The sequence below is a fragment of the Roseococcus sp. SYP-B2431 genome, assembly GCF_004336745.1.
GTDB lineage: Bacteria > Pseudomonadota > Alphaproteobacteria > Acetobacterales > Acetobacteraceae > Roseococcus.
Genome location: NZ_SJXD01000002.1, coordinates 16,765 through 30,791 on the forward strand (window position 1 = coordinate 16,765; position 14,027 = coordinate 30,791).

Here is a 14,027-nt window from a genome sequence, read left to right on the forward strand (position 1 = left end):
CGCCCCGGCGGGGTTGATCCATCCCGGGGACAATCCCGGCAAAGCCATAGAGGAACCCGTCTCATGAGAATTCTTCGCATAGCCCCCGCCGCCCTTGCTGCGGGCCTGCTCGTCGCACCGGTCGCCGGCTTTTCGCAGGTCGTGACCACGCCCACGCCGACCGTTCCCAACAGTCCGAACACGCCCGGGCAGCCCGCTCTCCTCCAGCCCGCACCGGCCGCGCCCTCGACCTCCTCCGGCGCTCCCAACGCCCCGAGGACGACGACGCCGAGCATGGGCGGACATTCCGGCGCGACCGGCGGCTCGTCCTCCGGCCAGGGCGGCGGCGGCGGCGGCAGTGGTGGCGGCTCGGGCGGCTGAGCCTCACTCGTCAACCAGCTCGGCCGCCCGCCCGGAGGCCCGCATGGCGCCGGGCGGGCGCGCCGCAGCGCCTGGACTTCTCTACGCGAGGTCTGGCCGTTCCAAGCGGCTGGGGGTCGCGGCATCGGGGCGAGAGGATTCGAACCTCCGACCTCCTGCTCCCAAAGCAGGCGCACTACCAGGCTGTGCTACGCCCCGTCCTCCCGGCTGTTTAGGGGCTGCCCCCAGCGGCAGCAAGCGGCATCAGGCCGGCGGCAGCACCTTGCCCGGGTTCATCCGCCCCTCGGGATCCAGCGCGGCCTTGATGCTCCGCATCAGGTCCAGCGCGACGGGCGACTTCAGCATCGCCATGCTCGGCCGCTTGGACTGGCCGATGCCGTGCTCGGCCGAGAAGCTGCCGCCCAGCTCAACGGCGATCCCGCTCACCATCGTCTCGAACTCCGGCGCGCGGGCCTGGAACTCGGCGAAGCCCATGCCGGCCGGCGCCTTCATCGAGAGGTGGATATTGCCGTCGCCCATATGGCCGAGCGCCATCATCCGCCCCTCGGGCCAGCGCGTCGCGATGAGGGAGGCGCAGCGCTCCAGGAATTCCGGCACGGCCGAGACTGGCACGCAGGTGTCCGTGGGCAGGCCCGGGGCATCGATGCGCGAGGCCTCGGGGAAGGTCTCGCGGATGTTCCAGAGGTTCTGGCGCTGCGCCTCGCTTTCGCAGATCACCACATCCTCCGCCTCGCCGGCCTCCATCCCCGCCATCAGCGCCGCTTCCAGCGCCTCGCGGACGGGGATGGAGGCATGGGTGCTGGCGGCCTCGATCAGGACGTACCACTCGGTGGCCAGCGCCATCGGCTCGCGGACATTGGCGCCGTGCCTCAGCGTGACCTCGATGCAGTTGCGCTGGATCAGCTCGAAGGCCACGAGTTCCGCGCCGCTCTCCTGGCAGCGCGCGTAGAGGCGCAGCGCCTCCTGCGGCGTCCGCACGGCGGCCAGCGCCGTCTCGCGCTTCGCGAGCTTCGGATAGAGCCGAAGCGAGGCCGCGGTGATGACGCCGAGCGTCCCCTCCGCGCCGATGAAGAGGTGCTTCAGCGCATAGCCGGAATTGTCCTTCCGCACGCGGCGCAGGTCGTCCAGCACGCGGCCGTCCGGCAGCACGACCTCGACGCCCAGCACCAGGTCGCGCGCATTGCCATAGCGGATGGTGCTGATCCCGCCCGTGTTGGTGGAGAGCGCGCCGCCCACCATGGCGCTGCCCTGGGCGCCGAAATGCAGCGGGAATAGCCGGCTCGCCTCCGCAGCGGCGTTCTGCACCGCCTCGATCGTGCAGCCCGCCTCGGCGACGAGGGAGTTGTCGAGCGGGTCCACCGAGCGGAAGCGGTTCATACGCTCCAGGCTCAGCACGATGCTGGCCGGGCCCTGCGCCATCGGCACCGCGGCGCCGCAGAGCGAGGTGCGGCCGCCCGCCGGCACCACGGCGAGGCCGAGCCCGGCGCAGGCGCGCAGCGCGGCGCTCACCTGCGCCGTGTCGGCGGGCTTGAGCACCGCGACTGGCGCGCCGCGATAGACGCCGCGCCAGTCCACGGCATAGGGCGCGACCTCGGATTCGCCGCGGAGGCAGCCGGCGGGACCGAGCGTTTCGGTCAGGATATCGAGCGGTGACATGACGCCATGCCAGCCCCGGTGCGCCGCCGCGTCAAGCGGTTGACCAGGGCCGGCGCGGGATGGACCATCGCCGAAAGCAACGAGAAGGGGAGCCTCCGTGGAAGAGACCGACGTGGTGGTGGTGGGCAGCGGCTCCGCCGGCAGCGCCCTGGCCGGGCGGCTCAGCGAGGATCCGCGGATCCGCGTGACGGTGCTCGAGGCCGGCAGCCGCGACCGGAACCCCTGGCTGCACGTGCCCATCGGCTACGCCAAGACCATGTACCACCCCACCATCAGCTGGAATTTCGAGACCCAGGCCGAGGCGGAGCTGGGCGGGCGCTCCGTCCCCTGGCCGCGGGGTCGCGTGCTGGGCGGCTCCTCCGCCATCAACGGTCTCATCTACATCCGCGGCCAGGCCGAGGATTACGACCATTGGCGCCAGCTCGGCTGCACCGGCTGGGGCTTCGACGACTGCCTCCCCTATTTCAAGAAGGCCGAGCGGCAGGAGCGCGGCGCCGACGATCTGCACGGCGCCGACGGCCCGCTCTCGGTCACGGACCTGCGGGAGAAGGGCGTGCTGGAACGCGCCTTCATCGATGCCGCCAAGGAGCTCGGCTATCCCGAGAATCCCGATTTCAACGGCCCCGAGCAGGAGGGCGCCGGCTGGTATCAGGTGACCGTGCGCGACGGCTTCCGCTGCTCGGCCGCCACCGCCTATCTCAAGCCCGCGATGAAGCGGCCGAACCTGCGCGTCATCACCGACGCCCATGTGGAGCGCATCGTGATCGAGGACGGCCGCGCGACGGGCGTGGTCTATCGCGTCGGCAGCCAGACCCGCACGCTGAGGGCACAGCGCGAGGTGGTGCTGAGCTCGGGCGCCATCGGCAGCCCGCAGCTCATGATGCTCTCGGGCCTCGGCCCCGCCGCGCATCTGGCCGAGATGGGCATCGAGGTGAAGCGCGACATCCCCGGTGTCGGCCAGAACCTGCAGGACCACCTCCAGGCGCGGCTGATGTACCGCGCCAACCAGCGCGTCACGGTGAACGAGCGCATGGGAATGATGGGTATGGCGCGGATGGGCGCGCAATTCGCGCTGACCCGGCGCGGCCCGCTGAGCTTCGCCGCCGCCACCTCGGGCCTCTTCGCCCGCGTCCTGCCGCAGAGCGCGACACCCGACGTGCAGTTCCACTTCATCCCCTGGAGCGCGGACAGCGTGAAGGAAGGGCTGCACAAATTCCCTGGCTTCACGGTCAGCGTCTGTCAGCTGCGCCCCGAAAGCCGCGGCGAGATCCGCCTCGCCAGCACCGACCCGCTCGCCAAGCCGCATATCCATGCCCGTTACCTCACCAGCGAGACGGACAAGCAGTGCATGGTGGAGGGGGTGAAGCTCGCCAAGCGCCTGGCCGAAACGCATGCGCTTGGCCGCTTCATCACCGACCGCTACTCGCCGCCCGAGGACGCGCCCGAGGATGACGCCGCCTGGCTGGACTTCGTGCGCCGCACCAGCGGCACCATCTACCACCCCACCGGCACCTGCCGGATGGGCGAGGATCAGGGTGCCGTGGTGGACACGCAGCTGCGCGTGAACGGCGTGGGCAATCTGCGCGTGGCCGATGGGAGCATCATGCCCACGGTGGTGAGCGGCAACACCAATGCCGGCTGCATCATGATCGGCGAGCGCTGCGCCGATTTCATGAAGCGCGCCGCCTGAGCCGGGCGCGCGGCCGGGGCGCCCTGGGCCACCCCCCGGACCGCTGTTAAGGAGGGCCGCATGAGCCATGCGACCCTGGAAGCGCTGCGCCGGGGCACCCTGGCCGGCGCCCGCGAATTGCACCTGACGGGCTGCGGCCTGACCGAGTTTCCCCCGGAAATCTACGGACTGGCAGAGACTCTGGAGGTGCTGGACATCGGCCACAACACGCTGGTGGACCTGCCGGCCGATCTGTACCGCCTCGGCCAGCTGAGGGTGCTCTTCGCCTCCGGCAACCGCTTCGCCCGTCTGCCGCCGGCGCTGGGCGACTGCCCGGCGCTGAGCCAGATCGGCTTTCGCGCCTCGGGGCTGAGCGAGGTCCCCGCCGAGGCGCTGCCGCCGCGGCTGCGCTGGCTGACCCTCACGGACAACGCAATCACTGCCCTGCCCGCCGCGCTCGGCGAGCGGCCGGCCTTGGCCAAGCTCATGCTCGCCGGCAACCGCCTGCAGCATCTGCCCGAGACGCTGCTCGGCGCGCCCGGCCTCGAGCTGCTGCGGATCGCCGCCAATCACTTCGAGGCGCTGCCGCATTGGCTTGAGGCGCACCCCACCCTCGCCTGGCTCGCCTGGGCGGGAAATCCCTTCGACAAAGCCCCGTCGCCCAAGGCCGCGGCCATCCATTGGCGCGAGCTGGAGCTGGGCGCGCTGCTCGGCCAGGGCGCCTCGGGCCTGGTCCACCACGCGCTGCGCCAGTCGGGCGAAACGCGGGAGGCCGTCGCGCTCAAGCTGTTCAAGGGCGCCATGACCAGCGACGGCCTGCCCCGGCACGAGATGGCGGCCTGCCTCCTGGCCGGCGGCCATCCGCAGCTCGTCGGCGCCATAGGTCGGCTGAAAGGCCATCCCGAGGGACAGGAGGGGCTGATCATGCCGCTGATCCCCGGAGATTGGCGCGCCCTCGCTGGCCCGCCCAGCCTCGAGAGCTGCACGCGCGACGTCTATGATCCCGGCCTGCGCCTCTCGCCGCTGGCGGCTCTGCGCCTCGCCCGGCGCGTCGCCGCCGCCGCGGCCCATCTGCACGGCCGCGGGCTGCTGCATGGCGACCTCTATGCCCACAACATCCTCTGGGATGGCGCGGCCGGCGAGGCCGTGCTGAGCGACTTCGGCGCCGCCTGCTTCCCCCCCCCCGGCAGGGCCGACGGCTTGCAGCGCGTCGAGGCGCGGGCCTTCGGCATTCTCCTGGGCGAGCTGCTGGCGCGCATCGAAAGCGATGCACCCGCGATCCTGAGTGAGGTCCGGGCCTGGTGCCTGGAGCCGCGCCCGGAGGACCGGCCCTCGATGGCGGAGGTCGCGCGGGCGCTCAGCCCAGCCTGAGCAGCGCCGCGGCGCATCCCGTGCGCCCCCTGTCAGACGGGAGCGGGAAAGCGCCTGCGGAAATCCGTCACGACCTCTTCCAGCGGCAGGAAACGCACGCCCGGCTGGCGCAGCATATGGCCAATGAGCCGCTCCAGCATGAGCAGCACCTGCGGCCGGCCCGAGACATCCGGGTGGATGGTCATGGGCACCACCGCATAGTCGTATTCGCGGTAGACGAAGTCGAAATGGTCGCGCCAGATCTGCTCCAGCGCATGCGGGCTGACATAGCCGTGGCTGTTGGGGAACTTCTTCACGAACATCATCGGCGGCAGGTCGTCGAGATGCCAGGAGGCCGGAATCTCCACGAGATTCGTGGGCTTTCCCTTGGTGAAGGGCCTCATCCAGCTCTCGGCCGGCTGGCTGTAGTCGATGGGCGTCCAGGCATCGCCCGTGCGCACGTAATAGGGCAGCGCGTCGTGATGCATGAGCGAGTGGTCGTACTGGATGCCGCGCTCCAGCAGGATCCCGATGCTGGTCTCGCTCACCTCCCACCAGGGCGCGACATAGCCCACCGGCTTGCGGCCCCAATGCTTCTCGATGAGGCCGATACACTTGTCGAAGATCGCCTCCTCCTGCGGGCGGCTGAGGGCGAGCGGGTTCTCATGGCTATAGCCGTGCAGGCCGATCTCATGGCCGGCCCTGGCGACCATGTCGGTCTGATGGGGAAAGCTCTCGATGGTATGGCCGGGGATGAACCAGGACTGCTTGAGGCCGAAGCGCTCGAAGAGCCGCAGGAGCCGCGGCATGCCGACCTCGGCGGCGAAGACGCCGCGACTGATGTCGCCCGGGCTGTCCTCGCCGCCATAGCTGCCGAGCCATCCGGCGACGGCATCGCAATGCACGCTGAAAGCGCAGATGATATCCTTGGCCATGCCCGGCCTCCTTGCCTTTTAGGGGGAGGCTGACGCCCCCCACGGCCCAAGCCTATGCCCCACGTTCCAACTGCGGCAATTCATCTTGTGGCGGCGGGGACCGACTGCTTAGCCTGCGGCCCAAACGCAGGAATCCCCCCATGACGATGCTCTCCTCCCGGCGCGGCTGCGCCTGCTGCCTCCCCACCCTCGGCCGGCGCGGCATCTTCGGCCTCGCCGCCAGCGCCTTCCTCGCGCCCATGGCCCGCGCCGAGGACGGCACGGCCTATGACTCCATGCTGCTGACCTGCATCGACCCCCGCCTGGTCACCCCGGTGAATGCCTGGATGGGCACACGCGGCCTGACCGGCAAGTTCAGCCAGTTCGCCATCGCCGGTGCGCCGGTCGGCGTCGTGGCGCCGGCCTTCGCGGCCTGGCACACGGCCTTCTGGGACAATCTCGGCGCCTCGATCCAGCTGCACAAGATCACGCGCGTGATCGCCGTCGCCCATCGCGACTGCGGCGCGGCCGCGATCGCCTATGGCGACGCCTCGATCGCGACGCCCGAGGCGGAGACGGCCCTGCACACCCGCGTCTATGGGGAGTTCAAGACCGAGCTCGCCAAGCGCCAGCCCAGCCTGCGCGTCGAAGGCGGGCTGATGGCGCTGGACGGCAAGATCGAGATGTTCGCCTGAGGCGTCTCCGGGCGGCCTAGCTTTCCCCGAGCATCTTCACCCGATCAGGCAAAGCAGCCTGATCGGGATCTGCTCTATCCGCCCGGACCCCGCCTCAGCTTGCGGACAGGCTGTGCTGTTCGCGGAGCGCGTGGAAGCTCAGCATCTTCCACTCGTCCTCGGCGCGCTTGCGCCGCCAGTCGGAGGCGAAAAGCGCCACGAGCTCGCCGTCATGATCATGGGCCAGCTCGCTGCGGTTGAACTGGCTGAAGCGCTCCAGCGCGGCGCGATCGTCCGAGGTCACCCAGCGCAGATATTCCCACTGCGTCTGGTCGAAGCCCGCCGGCACGCCGTACTCCACCTTGAGCCGGCTCTGCAGCACGTCGACCTGCAGCAGCCCCACCACGCCGATCACCGGGGGCGAGCCGTCGAGCGGGCGGAAGATCTGCACCACGCCCTCGTCCGCCAGCTGCTCCAGCGCCTTGTTGAGCTTCTTGGCCAACATCGGGTCGTCCAGCCGCACGCGGCGCAGATGCTCGGGCGCGAAGGACGGCACGCCGCGGAAGTTGATCGGCTCGCCCTCGGTCAGCGTGTCGCCGATGCGCAGGATGCCGTGATTGGCGATGCCCACCACGTCGCCGGGCCAGGCCTCCTCGGCCACCTGGCGGTCCTTCGCGAAGAAGAACAGCGGCGCGTTCACCGGCACCTGCTTGCCGGTGCGGACCTGGAGCAGGCGCGCGCCCTTCTCCAGCCGGCCGGAGCAGACGCGCAGGAAGGCCACGCGGTCGCGGTGGTTGGGGTCCATGTTCGCCTGCACCTTGAAGACGAAGCCGGTCAGCTTGTCCTCGCCGGGCGAGACGATGCGCGCATCGGCCGGGCGCGGGCGCGGCGGCGGGGCGAGGCGGCCGAGCCCGTCCAGCAGGTGCCCCACGCCGAAGTCGCGCAGCGCGCTGCCGAAGAACACCGGCGTCATGCTCCCCTGCAGGAAGGCCGCCTCGTCGAATTCCGGGTAGCCGCCCTGGACGAGGTCGGCCTGCTCGCGCAACTCGGCGAGGCGGTCGGCGGGGATCATCCTGTCGAGCGCCGGGTCGTCCAGCCCCTCCACGGGGATGTGGCTGCCGTCCTGCGTGTCGAGCAGGCGCACGGCCGGACTCAGCAGGTCGTAGACGCCGAGCAGGTCGCGCCCCGCCCCGATCGGCCAGGCGGCCGGCGAGACGTCCAGCGCCAGGGTCTTCTCGATCTCGTCGAGCAGTTCCAGCGGGTCGCGCCCCTCGCGGTCCATCTTGTTGATGAAGGTGATGATCGGGATGTCGCGCAGGCGGCAGACCTCGAAGAGCTTGAGCGTCTGCGCCTCGATGCCCTTGGCGGCGTCGAGCACCATGACGGCGGCATCGACGGCGGTCAGCGTGCGATAGGTATCTTCCGAGAAGTCTTCGTGGCCCGGCGTGTCGAGCAGGTTGAAGATCAGGTCATCGCGCTCGAAGGTCATCACTGAGGTGGCGACGGAGATGCCGCGATCCTGCTCAATGCTCATCCAGTCCGAGCGCGTGGCGCGGCGGTTGCCCTTGGCGCGCACATGGCCGGCGAGCTGGATGGCGCCGCCCTTGAGCAGCAGCTTTTCCGTCAGCGTGGTCTTCCCGGCGTCCGGATGGGCGATGATCGCGAAGCTGCGGCGGCGCGCGGCCTCGGTCGCTGCCTGGGAGGCGACGGGGGGGTTGGGCAAGCTGTCCATGACCGGCGGGAGATGGCATGCCGGGATGCCCAGGTCGAGGGCGGGCCGCCCCCGACCTGAAAAATAGCTCCTCAGCCGGCCAGCGTGCGCCCGGCCGAGCCCAGATCGGCGAAGGCCTCGTTCAGGCGGGCCACGATGCCCTTCTCGCCCGCGCGCAGCCACTTGCGCGGGTCGTAGAGCTTCTTCTGCGGCTTGCCGGTGGCCGGATCGATCTGGTGCTTGAAGGCCACCGGATTGGCGTCGACATAGGCGCCCACCGGCTCGGCGAAGGCGAACTGCGTGTCGGTGTCGATGTTCATCTTGAACACGCCGTAGGAGACGGCCTCGGTGATCTTGGCCTTCTCGGAGCCCGAGCCGCCATGGAAGACGAGGGCCATCGGCTTGGAGCCGCCGCCGAACTTCTGCGCGACCGCGTCCTGGGACGCCTTGAGGATCTCCGGGCGCAGCTTCACGTTGCCCGGGGCATAGACGCCGTGGACGTTGCCGAAGGAGGCCGCCATGGTCACGTGGCCGAGCGGCGAGAGCACCTCCCACGCCTTCAGCACGTCCTCGGGCTGGGTGTAGAGATGGGCGTTGTCGGCCGATTCCTCGATGTCGTGGCCGATGCCGTCCTCCTCGCCTCCCGTCACGCCGAGCTCGATCTCCAGGCTCATGCCCAGCGGCGCCATGCGCATCAGGAAGCGGGCGCATTCGGCGATGTTGGCGTCCAGCGGCTCGGCCGAGAGGTCGATCATGTGGGAGGAGAAGAGCGGCTGGCCGGTGCGCGCCTTGTGGTCCTCCCCGGCGTCGATCATCGCGTCCACCCAGGGCAGCAGCGAGCGGTCGGCATGGTCGGTGTGCAGCACGACGCAGACGCCATAGGCGGCCGCCACCGTGTGGACGTGCTGCGCGGCCGAGACGGCGCCCAGCAGCCGGGCCGCATTCGCGTCCGGGCAGCCCTCGCCGGCGAAGAAGCGCGCGCCGCCGTTGGAGAGCTGGATGATCACGTCGGACTTGTTCTTGGCCGCCGCCTCCAGCACCGCGTTGATGCTGTTGGTGCCCACCACGTTCACCGCCGGCAGCGCGTAGCCGCCCTCGCGGCAGGCTTCGAGCAGCTCGAGATACGCGTCGCCGGTGACGACGCCGGGCTTGAGCTTGGTGGTCACCGACATGCGAAGATCCTCATGAGTTGGGGCCGAAATAGGAGCAGGTATCGCCTTCGGAGTCCCGATAGACGGTGACCTTGGCGAGGTTGGGGCAATCCGTCTCCAACCTTTGCCAGATCCAGGCGGAGAGGCTTTCGAGCGTGGGCGGGCCGAGATCGGGCACCTCGTCCAGGAAGCGGTGGTCGAGCCCGTCGCGCACCCCCTCCAGCGCGCGGCGGAAGAGGCCGAGGTCCATCACCATGCCGGTCTCGGGGTCGCGCGGGCCGCGGAGCGTGACCTCGGCGCGATAGGAATGGCCGTGGATGCGCCGGCTCGGCTCGGCGTCGATGGCCCGGTGGAGGGTATGGGCCGCCTCGAAGCGGAACTGCTTGCTGAGCTCGAACATCAGGGGATTCCCAGCAGCTTGTGCGTCTGCAGGCTGAGGCGCCATTGCGGATGCGCCAGGCAATAGGCGATGGCGGCGGCGGTGTTCTCCGCCTGGGCCGGGCCGTCCATGGGCTGGAGGAGGAAATCCGTGAAGTCCATGGCCTCGAAACGCCTGGGCTCCAGGCTGGGCTGCGGGAAGACCAGCTTCAGCTCGTGGCCCTGGGTCACGGCGAGGGGCGCGCCGGATTTGGGGCTGACGCAGACCCAGTCGAGCCCCTGGGGCGGGGCGATGGTGCCGTTGGTCTCGACGGCGATGACGAATCCCTCGGCGTGCAGGGCGTCGACAAGGGGGGAATCCACCTGGAGCAGGGGCTCGCCGCCGGTCAGGACGACGAAGCGCTCGGCGTGGGTTGCGCCGGCCCAGGCCCCGGCGATGGCGGCGGCCAGGGCCCCGGCATCGGCGAAGCGCCCGCCGCCCGGCCCGTCCAGGCCCACGAAATCGGTGTCGCAGAAGGTGCAGACGGAGGCCGCGCGGTCCTCCTCGCGCCCCGACCATAGGTTGCAGCCCGCAAAGCGGCAAAACACGGCCGGGCGCCCGGCCTGACGGCCCTCGCCCTGCAGCGTGTAGAAGATCTCCTTGACGGCATAGCTCATCGCATCCGGGCCTTAGCGCCGCGCAGCCCGCTTGTCACCGCAGGGAATCGGGAGGCCGGCCTGCCGCCAGGTCAGTCCCCGGGCGGCGCCCATCCTTGCCCGCTGGCAATCCTCGGATCGGTGAACCCGTGCAGGCCGGAATCCTGGTAGCGGCGAGCGGACTTGAACCGCTGACCCCGGCATTATGAGTGCCGTGCTCTAACCAGCTGAGCTACGCCGCCATCCAGTGACCCGGGGAGGTAATCGGCGCCCCTTCGGCTGTCAATGGAAGCGCGTCCCTTCCCGGCGCGCCCCGGCGCGGCGAAGATGCCGCGCATGCGTCCTCGGCGTCCCGCCCTCCCCATCCGGCCCCTCGCCCCATGAGCTGGCGCTGGGTGAAGCCCTCGCTCGGCCGCCGGATGATGGCGGACCTCTCCTGGGCCTCGCTCCGCATCCCCCGCTGCGTCATGACGGCGCGGCTGCGCATTCCGCGCGCGCTGGCGGCGCGCTCGGCCCTGCCCGCGCCGCGCCCACCCTGGACGACCCTCTTCCTCAAGGGCTTCGGCCTGGCCGCCGAACCGCGCCCGGCGCTGCGCCGCTGCCACGCGACGCTGCCCTGGCCGCGGATGCTCGAGGTGGAGCACGCCATCGGCTGCGTCGTCCTGGAACGGCGGCACGAAGGCGAGGCCGCCCTCTCCATCGCCCGCATTCCCCGCTGCCACGCCGTCCCGCTGCCGGAGCTCGCCGGGCGCCTCGCCCACGCCAAGTCGGCGCCTTCCGGCGAGGCCCGCAGCTTCCGGCAATTCCGCAACTTCGCCCGGCTGCCCTGGCCCCTGCGGCGGTTCCTGCTGCGGCTGGGGCTGGCGACCGGCGGGCCGGTGGTCCTCTACGGCGGCACCTTCGCCATCTCGGCCCTGGGCGAGCGGGGGGTGACGATCCTCGACAGCGTCAGCGTGCTGTCCGTCTTCCTGTCCTATGGGCCGATCTCGCCCGAGGGCGAGGTCGAGGTCACGCTCTCCTTCGACCACCGCGTCATGGACGGCGCGGACGGCGCCGACGCCCTGCGCGGCCTGGAGGCGGCGCTCGAGGGTCCGGTGGCGGAGGAACTGCTCGCCCTGGGCGCCGCGTGACCGCGGGCGACTTCGTCCCGCCCCGGCCGCCGCTGGCACGCGGCTTTCCCGGCCCGGCCCGGATCCTGCGCGCCTCCGTCCGGGACCTGCTAGGCCTGTTTCCGGAATCCGGCTTCAACCGCCACCTCATGCCCTTCCGGACCCTCGCCCGCCGCGTCCTGGTGGTGAACGAGCCCGAGACGCTGCGCCGCGTCTTCATCACCGGCCACGGCAATTACGAGGCCAAGAGCCAGCACTTCCAGCACGCCCTCGCGCCGCTGATCGGCGATAGCATGTTCCTCAACAGCGGCGCCGTCTGGTCCAGCCGCCGCGAGGTGATGGTGCGGATGCTCCACCCGTCGCGCACGCCCGGCTTCCATCCGATCTTCGTCCGCGGCGCCGAGGAGCTGGCGGCCCGCTGGTCGGGCGAGGTGGATGTCGCGAAGGGCTTCGCCACGGCCACCGCGCTGGCCGTGATGCGCGCGCTGCTGGGGCCGGACGAGCCCTGGGAGGCGGCGGAAGCCCTCGCGACCAGCTTCGGCACCTATGAGAGCTCGGTGCTGGCGGTGGACTTCGCCCATGTGCTGGGGCTGCCGAAGCGGTGGTCCGGATTCCAGACCCTCGCCGCCCGGCGCGCCGCCCGCGAGGTCCGCGCCATCTGCGCCGGGCGCATCGCCGCGGCCGGCGCCAGGCCCCAGGGCCTCTTCGCCGAGATGCGCGCCGCCCTCAGGCCCGATGGCGCGCCTTTGCTCGATCCCGAGCAACTGGTCAGCGAGGTCGCCTTCCTGTTGCTGGCCGGCAGCGAGACCGGCGCCAATGTGCTGACCTGGCTGCTCTACCTCGTGGCGAAGCATCCCCCGACCCTGGCCCGGCTGCGCGAGGAACACGCCCGCATCCTCGGGGGCCGCGCGCCCGAGGTGGCGGAGCTGCCGGCGCTGACCTTCACCCGGGCGGTGATCCAGGAGGCCATGCGGCTCTTCCCGCCCGTGCCCTATCTCTCGCGCCAGGCGGCCGAGCCGGACCGGATCGGCCCCGTCGAGGTCCGCAAGGGCGACACGGTGCTGGCCATCACCTGGCTGCTGCACCGCCAGGCGCAGCTCTGGGAGGCCCCGCACGCCTTCCGGCCCGAGCGCTTCCTGCCCGACGCCCCGCGCAAGCCGCCGCGCCTGGGCTACCTGCCGTTCAGCCTGGGGCCGAGGGTCTGCGTCGGCGCCTCCTTCGCGATGGCGGAGATGATGGTCTTCCTCTCCGTCCTGCTGCAGCGGCTCGACGTGGCGGCCGATCCCTCGATGGTTCCCCTGCCCGGCGCGCGGCTCACCCTGCGGCCGCGGACGGGCATGCGGCTCACCCTCACGCCGCGTTCCTGAGCAGTTCGGGCGCAGGACACCGGATTTTTCCCCCACCGAGGCGACAGGCGGGGGCGAATCGGTGACATTATAAGGATCGATCCTTCCGGAGCCTCCGCATGCGCCGTCTCGCCTGGTCCCTTCTCCTTGCCGTCGCGGCGGCCTGCCCGGCCTTCGCCTATCCCGACCGGCCGGTCACCCTCGTCGTGCCCTTTGCCCCGGGCGGCACCATCGACGTGCTGGCGCGCGTGCTCGGCCCGGCCCTGTCGACGGAACTCGGCCAGCCCGTGGTGATCGACACGCGGCCCGGCGCGGGCGGCAATGTGGGCGCGGCCTATGTGGCCATCCAGTCCCGGCCCGACGCGCATACCATCCTCTTCACGGGCGCCGGCCTTGCGAGCAGCGTCTCGCTTTCCACGCTGGGCTTCGACCCGGTGAAGGACCTCGTGCCGGTGCTGGGCATGGGCGCCATCCCCTCGCTCATGGTCGTCTCCAACGCCTCGCCCCATCGCAGCCTGGCCGATGTGCTCGCCGCCGCACGGGCGCGGCCGGGCACGGTCAGCTACGGCTCCTCCGGGCCCAATACGGGCAGCCACCTGGCCGGCGTGCTCCTCGCCGCCGCCACGGGGACGGAGCTTCTGCACGTGCCCTATCGCGGCTCGGGCGCCGTCTATCCGGACCTGATGGCCCAGCGCATCGACATCCTGCTGGACATCATGGCCTCCTCCATCGGCCAGGTGCAGCAGGGCTCGGTGCGGGCCATCGGCATCACCTCGCGCCAGCGCTCGAACGTGCTGCCGGAGGTGCCGGCCATCGCCGAATCCGTGCCGGGCTTCGCCTTCGAGACCTGGGTGGGCCTCTTCACCCGCGCCGGCGCGCCGGAGGATTCGCTGCGCCGGCTGGAGGCCGCCGCGCTGCGCGCCATGCGCGACCCGGTGGTGCAGGAGCGCCTGCGCCTCTCCGCCGCCCAGCCCATCCCCTCCGACCGCGCTGGATTCACGGCCTATTTCCGCGAGGATGTGGACCGCTGGGCCGCCATGGTGCAGCAAGGCCGCCTGCAGAAGGCCGAGTGA

The 14,027-nt window shown here is 71.0% G+C and carries 13 protein-coding genes and 2 tRNA genes; 7 read left to right on the plus strand and 8 right to left on the minus strand.

Annotated elements, in window-relative coordinates; translation table 11 throughout:
* The first annotated feature begins 63 nt into the window (after window positions 1-63).
* The gene (locus EJV46_RS00730; protein ID WP_131546679.1) at window positions 64-360 is read left to right on the plus strand and encodes a hypothetical protein; all 297 of its coding nucleotides are present in this window, start codon (window positions 64-66) and stop codon (window positions 358-360) included.
* Window positions 361-484: 124 nt separating this feature from the next.
* Here the strand turns inward: EJV46_RS00730 and EJV46_RS00735 are convergent.
* Both EJV46_RS00735 and EJV46_RS00740 read right to left on the minus strand, forming a co-directional pair.
* Window positions 485-558 (minus strand) — tRNA-Pro (locus EJV46_RS00735).
* A gap of 45 nt (window positions 559-603) precedes the next feature.
* Window positions 604-2,016, minus strand: coding sequence for an FAD-binding oxidoreductase (locus EJV46_RS00740; protein WP_131546680.1), 1,413 nt, complete (start codon window positions 2,014-2,016; stop codon window positions 604-606).
* A 97-nt stretch (window positions 2,017-2,113) separates the two neighbouring features.
* On the opposite strand from EJV46_RS00740, the gene EJV46_RS00745 reads away from it, so the two are divergent.
* Both EJV46_RS00745 and EJV46_RS00750 read left to right on the plus strand, forming a co-directional pair.
* Window positions 2,114-3,706, plus strand: coding sequence for a GMC family oxidoreductase (locus tag EJV46_RS00745; protein ID WP_131546681.1), 1,593 nt, complete (start codon window positions 2,114-2,116; stop codon window positions 3,704-3,706).
* A gap of 60 nt (window positions 3,707-3,766) precedes the next feature.
* The gene (locus EJV46_RS00750; protein WP_131546682.1) at window positions 3,767-5,056 is read left to right on the plus strand and encodes a leucine-rich repeat-containing protein kinase family protein; all 1,290 of its coding nucleotides are present in this window, start codon (window positions 3,767-3,769) and stop codon (window positions 5,054-5,056) included.
* Window positions 5,057-5,088: 32 nt separating this feature from the next.
* On the opposite strand, the gene EJV46_RS00755 is transcribed toward EJV46_RS00750, so the two are convergent.
* Complete coding sequence (locus tag EJV46_RS00755; protein WP_131546683.1) at window positions 5,089-5,970, minus strand: polysaccharide deacetylase; 882 nt, start codon at window positions 5,968-5,970, stop codon at window positions 5,089-5,091.
* Between the two features lie 140 nt (window positions 5,971-6,110).
* On the opposite strand from EJV46_RS00755, the gene EJV46_RS00760 reads away from it, so the two are divergent.
* Window positions 6,111-6,644, plus strand: a complete 534-nt coding sequence (locus EJV46_RS00760) for a hypothetical protein (protein ID WP_131546684.1) — start codon at window positions 6,111-6,113, stop codon at window positions 6,642-6,644.
* A 94-nt stretch (window positions 6,645-6,738) separates the two neighbouring features.
* On the opposite strand, the gene EJV46_RS00765 is transcribed toward EJV46_RS00760, so the two are convergent.
* The 5 genes from EJV46_RS00765 to EJV46_RS00785 form a co-directional block, all read right to left on the minus strand.
* Window positions 6,739-8,355, minus strand: coding sequence for a peptide chain release factor 3 (locus EJV46_RS00765; RefSeq protein ID WP_131546685.1), 1,617 nt, complete (start codon window positions 8,353-8,355; stop codon window positions 6,739-6,741).
* Between the two features lie 71 nt (window positions 8,356-8,426).
* The gene (gene fbaA, locus EJV46_RS00770; protein WP_131546686.1) at window positions 8,427-9,506 is read right to left on the minus strand and encodes a class II fructose-bisphosphate aldolase; all 1,080 of its coding nucleotides are present in this window, start codon (window positions 9,504-9,506) and stop codon (window positions 8,427-8,429) included.
* A gap of 10 nt (window positions 9,507-9,516) precedes the next feature.
* A complete protein-coding gene (locus EJV46_RS00775) occupies window positions 9,517-9,885 on the minus strand; it encodes a 6-carboxytetrahydropterin synthase (RefSeq protein ID WP_131546687.1) in 369 nt (122 codons plus the stop codon).
* On the minus strand, window positions 9,885-10,520 hold the full coding sequence (queE, locus tag EJV46_RS00780; RefSeq protein ID WP_131546688.1) for a 7-carboxy-7-deazaguanine synthase: 636 nt from the start codon (window positions 10,518-10,520) through the stop codon (window positions 9,885-9,887). The genes EJV46_RS00775 and queE overlap by 1 nt, the downstream gene beginning before the upstream one ends.
* Window positions 10,521-10,664: 144 nt before the next feature.
* Window positions 10,665-10,741: transfer RNA gene (locus tag EJV46_RS00785), tRNA-Met, on the minus strand.
* A gap of 138 nt (window positions 10,742-10,879) precedes the next feature.
* Between EJV46_RS00785 and EJV46_RS00790 the strand changes: the two genes are divergently transcribed.
* From EJV46_RS00790 to EJV46_RS00800, 3 genes are all read left to right on the plus strand, one after another.
* A complete protein-coding gene (locus EJV46_RS00790) occupies window positions 10,880-11,629 on the plus strand; it encodes a 2-oxo acid dehydrogenase subunit E2 (RefSeq protein WP_131546689.1) in 750 nt (249 codons plus the stop codon).
* The gene (locus EJV46_RS00795) at window positions 11,626-12,975 is read left to right on the plus strand and encodes a cytochrome P450 (RefSeq protein ID WP_131546690.1); all 1,350 of its coding nucleotides are present in this window, start codon (window positions 11,626-11,628) and stop codon (window positions 12,973-12,975) included. The genes EJV46_RS00790 and EJV46_RS00795 overlap by 4 nt, the downstream gene beginning before the upstream one ends.
* Window positions 12,976-13,073: 98 nt before the next feature.
* Window positions 13,074-14,027 (plus strand): tripartite tricarboxylate transporter substrate binding protein, encoded by a 954-nt coding sequence (locus EJV46_RS00800; protein ID WP_131546691.1) that lies wholly within the window; start codon window positions 13,074-13,076, stop codon window positions 14,025-14,027.

Coding starts and splice junctions, on each gene's coding strand:
- EJV46_RS00730 (WP_131546679.1), top strand. CDS start 64: ATGAGAATTCTTCGCATAGCCCCCGCCGCCCTTGCTGCGGGCCTGCTC.
- EJV46_RS00740 (WP_131546680.1), bottom strand. CDS start 2,016: ATGTCACCGCTCGATATCCTGACCGAAACGCTCGGTCCCGCCGGCTGC.
- EJV46_RS00750 (WP_131546682.1), top strand. CDS start 3,767: ATGAGCCATGCGACCCTGGAAGCGCTGCGCCGGGGCACCCTGGCCGGC.
- EJV46_RS00755 (WP_131546683.1), bottom strand. CDS start 5,970: ATGGCCAAGGATATCATCTGCGCTTTCAGCGTGCATTGCGATGCCGTC.
- EJV46_RS00760 (WP_131546684.1), top strand. CDS start 6,111: ATGACGATGCTCTCCTCCCGGCGCGGCTGCGCCTGCTGCCTCCCCACC.
- EJV46_RS00765 (WP_131546685.1), bottom strand. CDS start 8,355: ATGGACAGCTTGCCCAACCCCCCCGTCGCCTCCCAGGCAGCGACCGAG.
- fbaA (WP_131546686.1), bottom strand. CDS start 9,506: ATGTCGGTGACCACCAAGCTCAAGCCCGGCGTCGTCACCGGCGACGCG.
- EJV46_RS00775 (WP_131546687.1), bottom strand. CDS start 9,885: ATGTTCGAGCTCAGCAAGCAGTTCCGCTTCGAGGCGGCCCATACCCTC.
- queE (WP_131546688.1), bottom strand. CDS start 10,520: ATGAGCTATGCCGTCAAGGAGATCTTCTACACGCTGCAGGGCGAGGGC.
- EJV46_RS00790 (WP_131546689.1), top strand. CDS start 10,880: ATGAGCTGGCGCTGGGTGAAGCCCTCGCTCGGCCGCCGGATGATGGCG.
- EJV46_RS00800 (WP_131546691.1), top strand. CDS start 13,074: ATGCGCCGTCTCGCCTGGTCCCTTCTCCTTGCCGTCGCGGCGGCCTGC.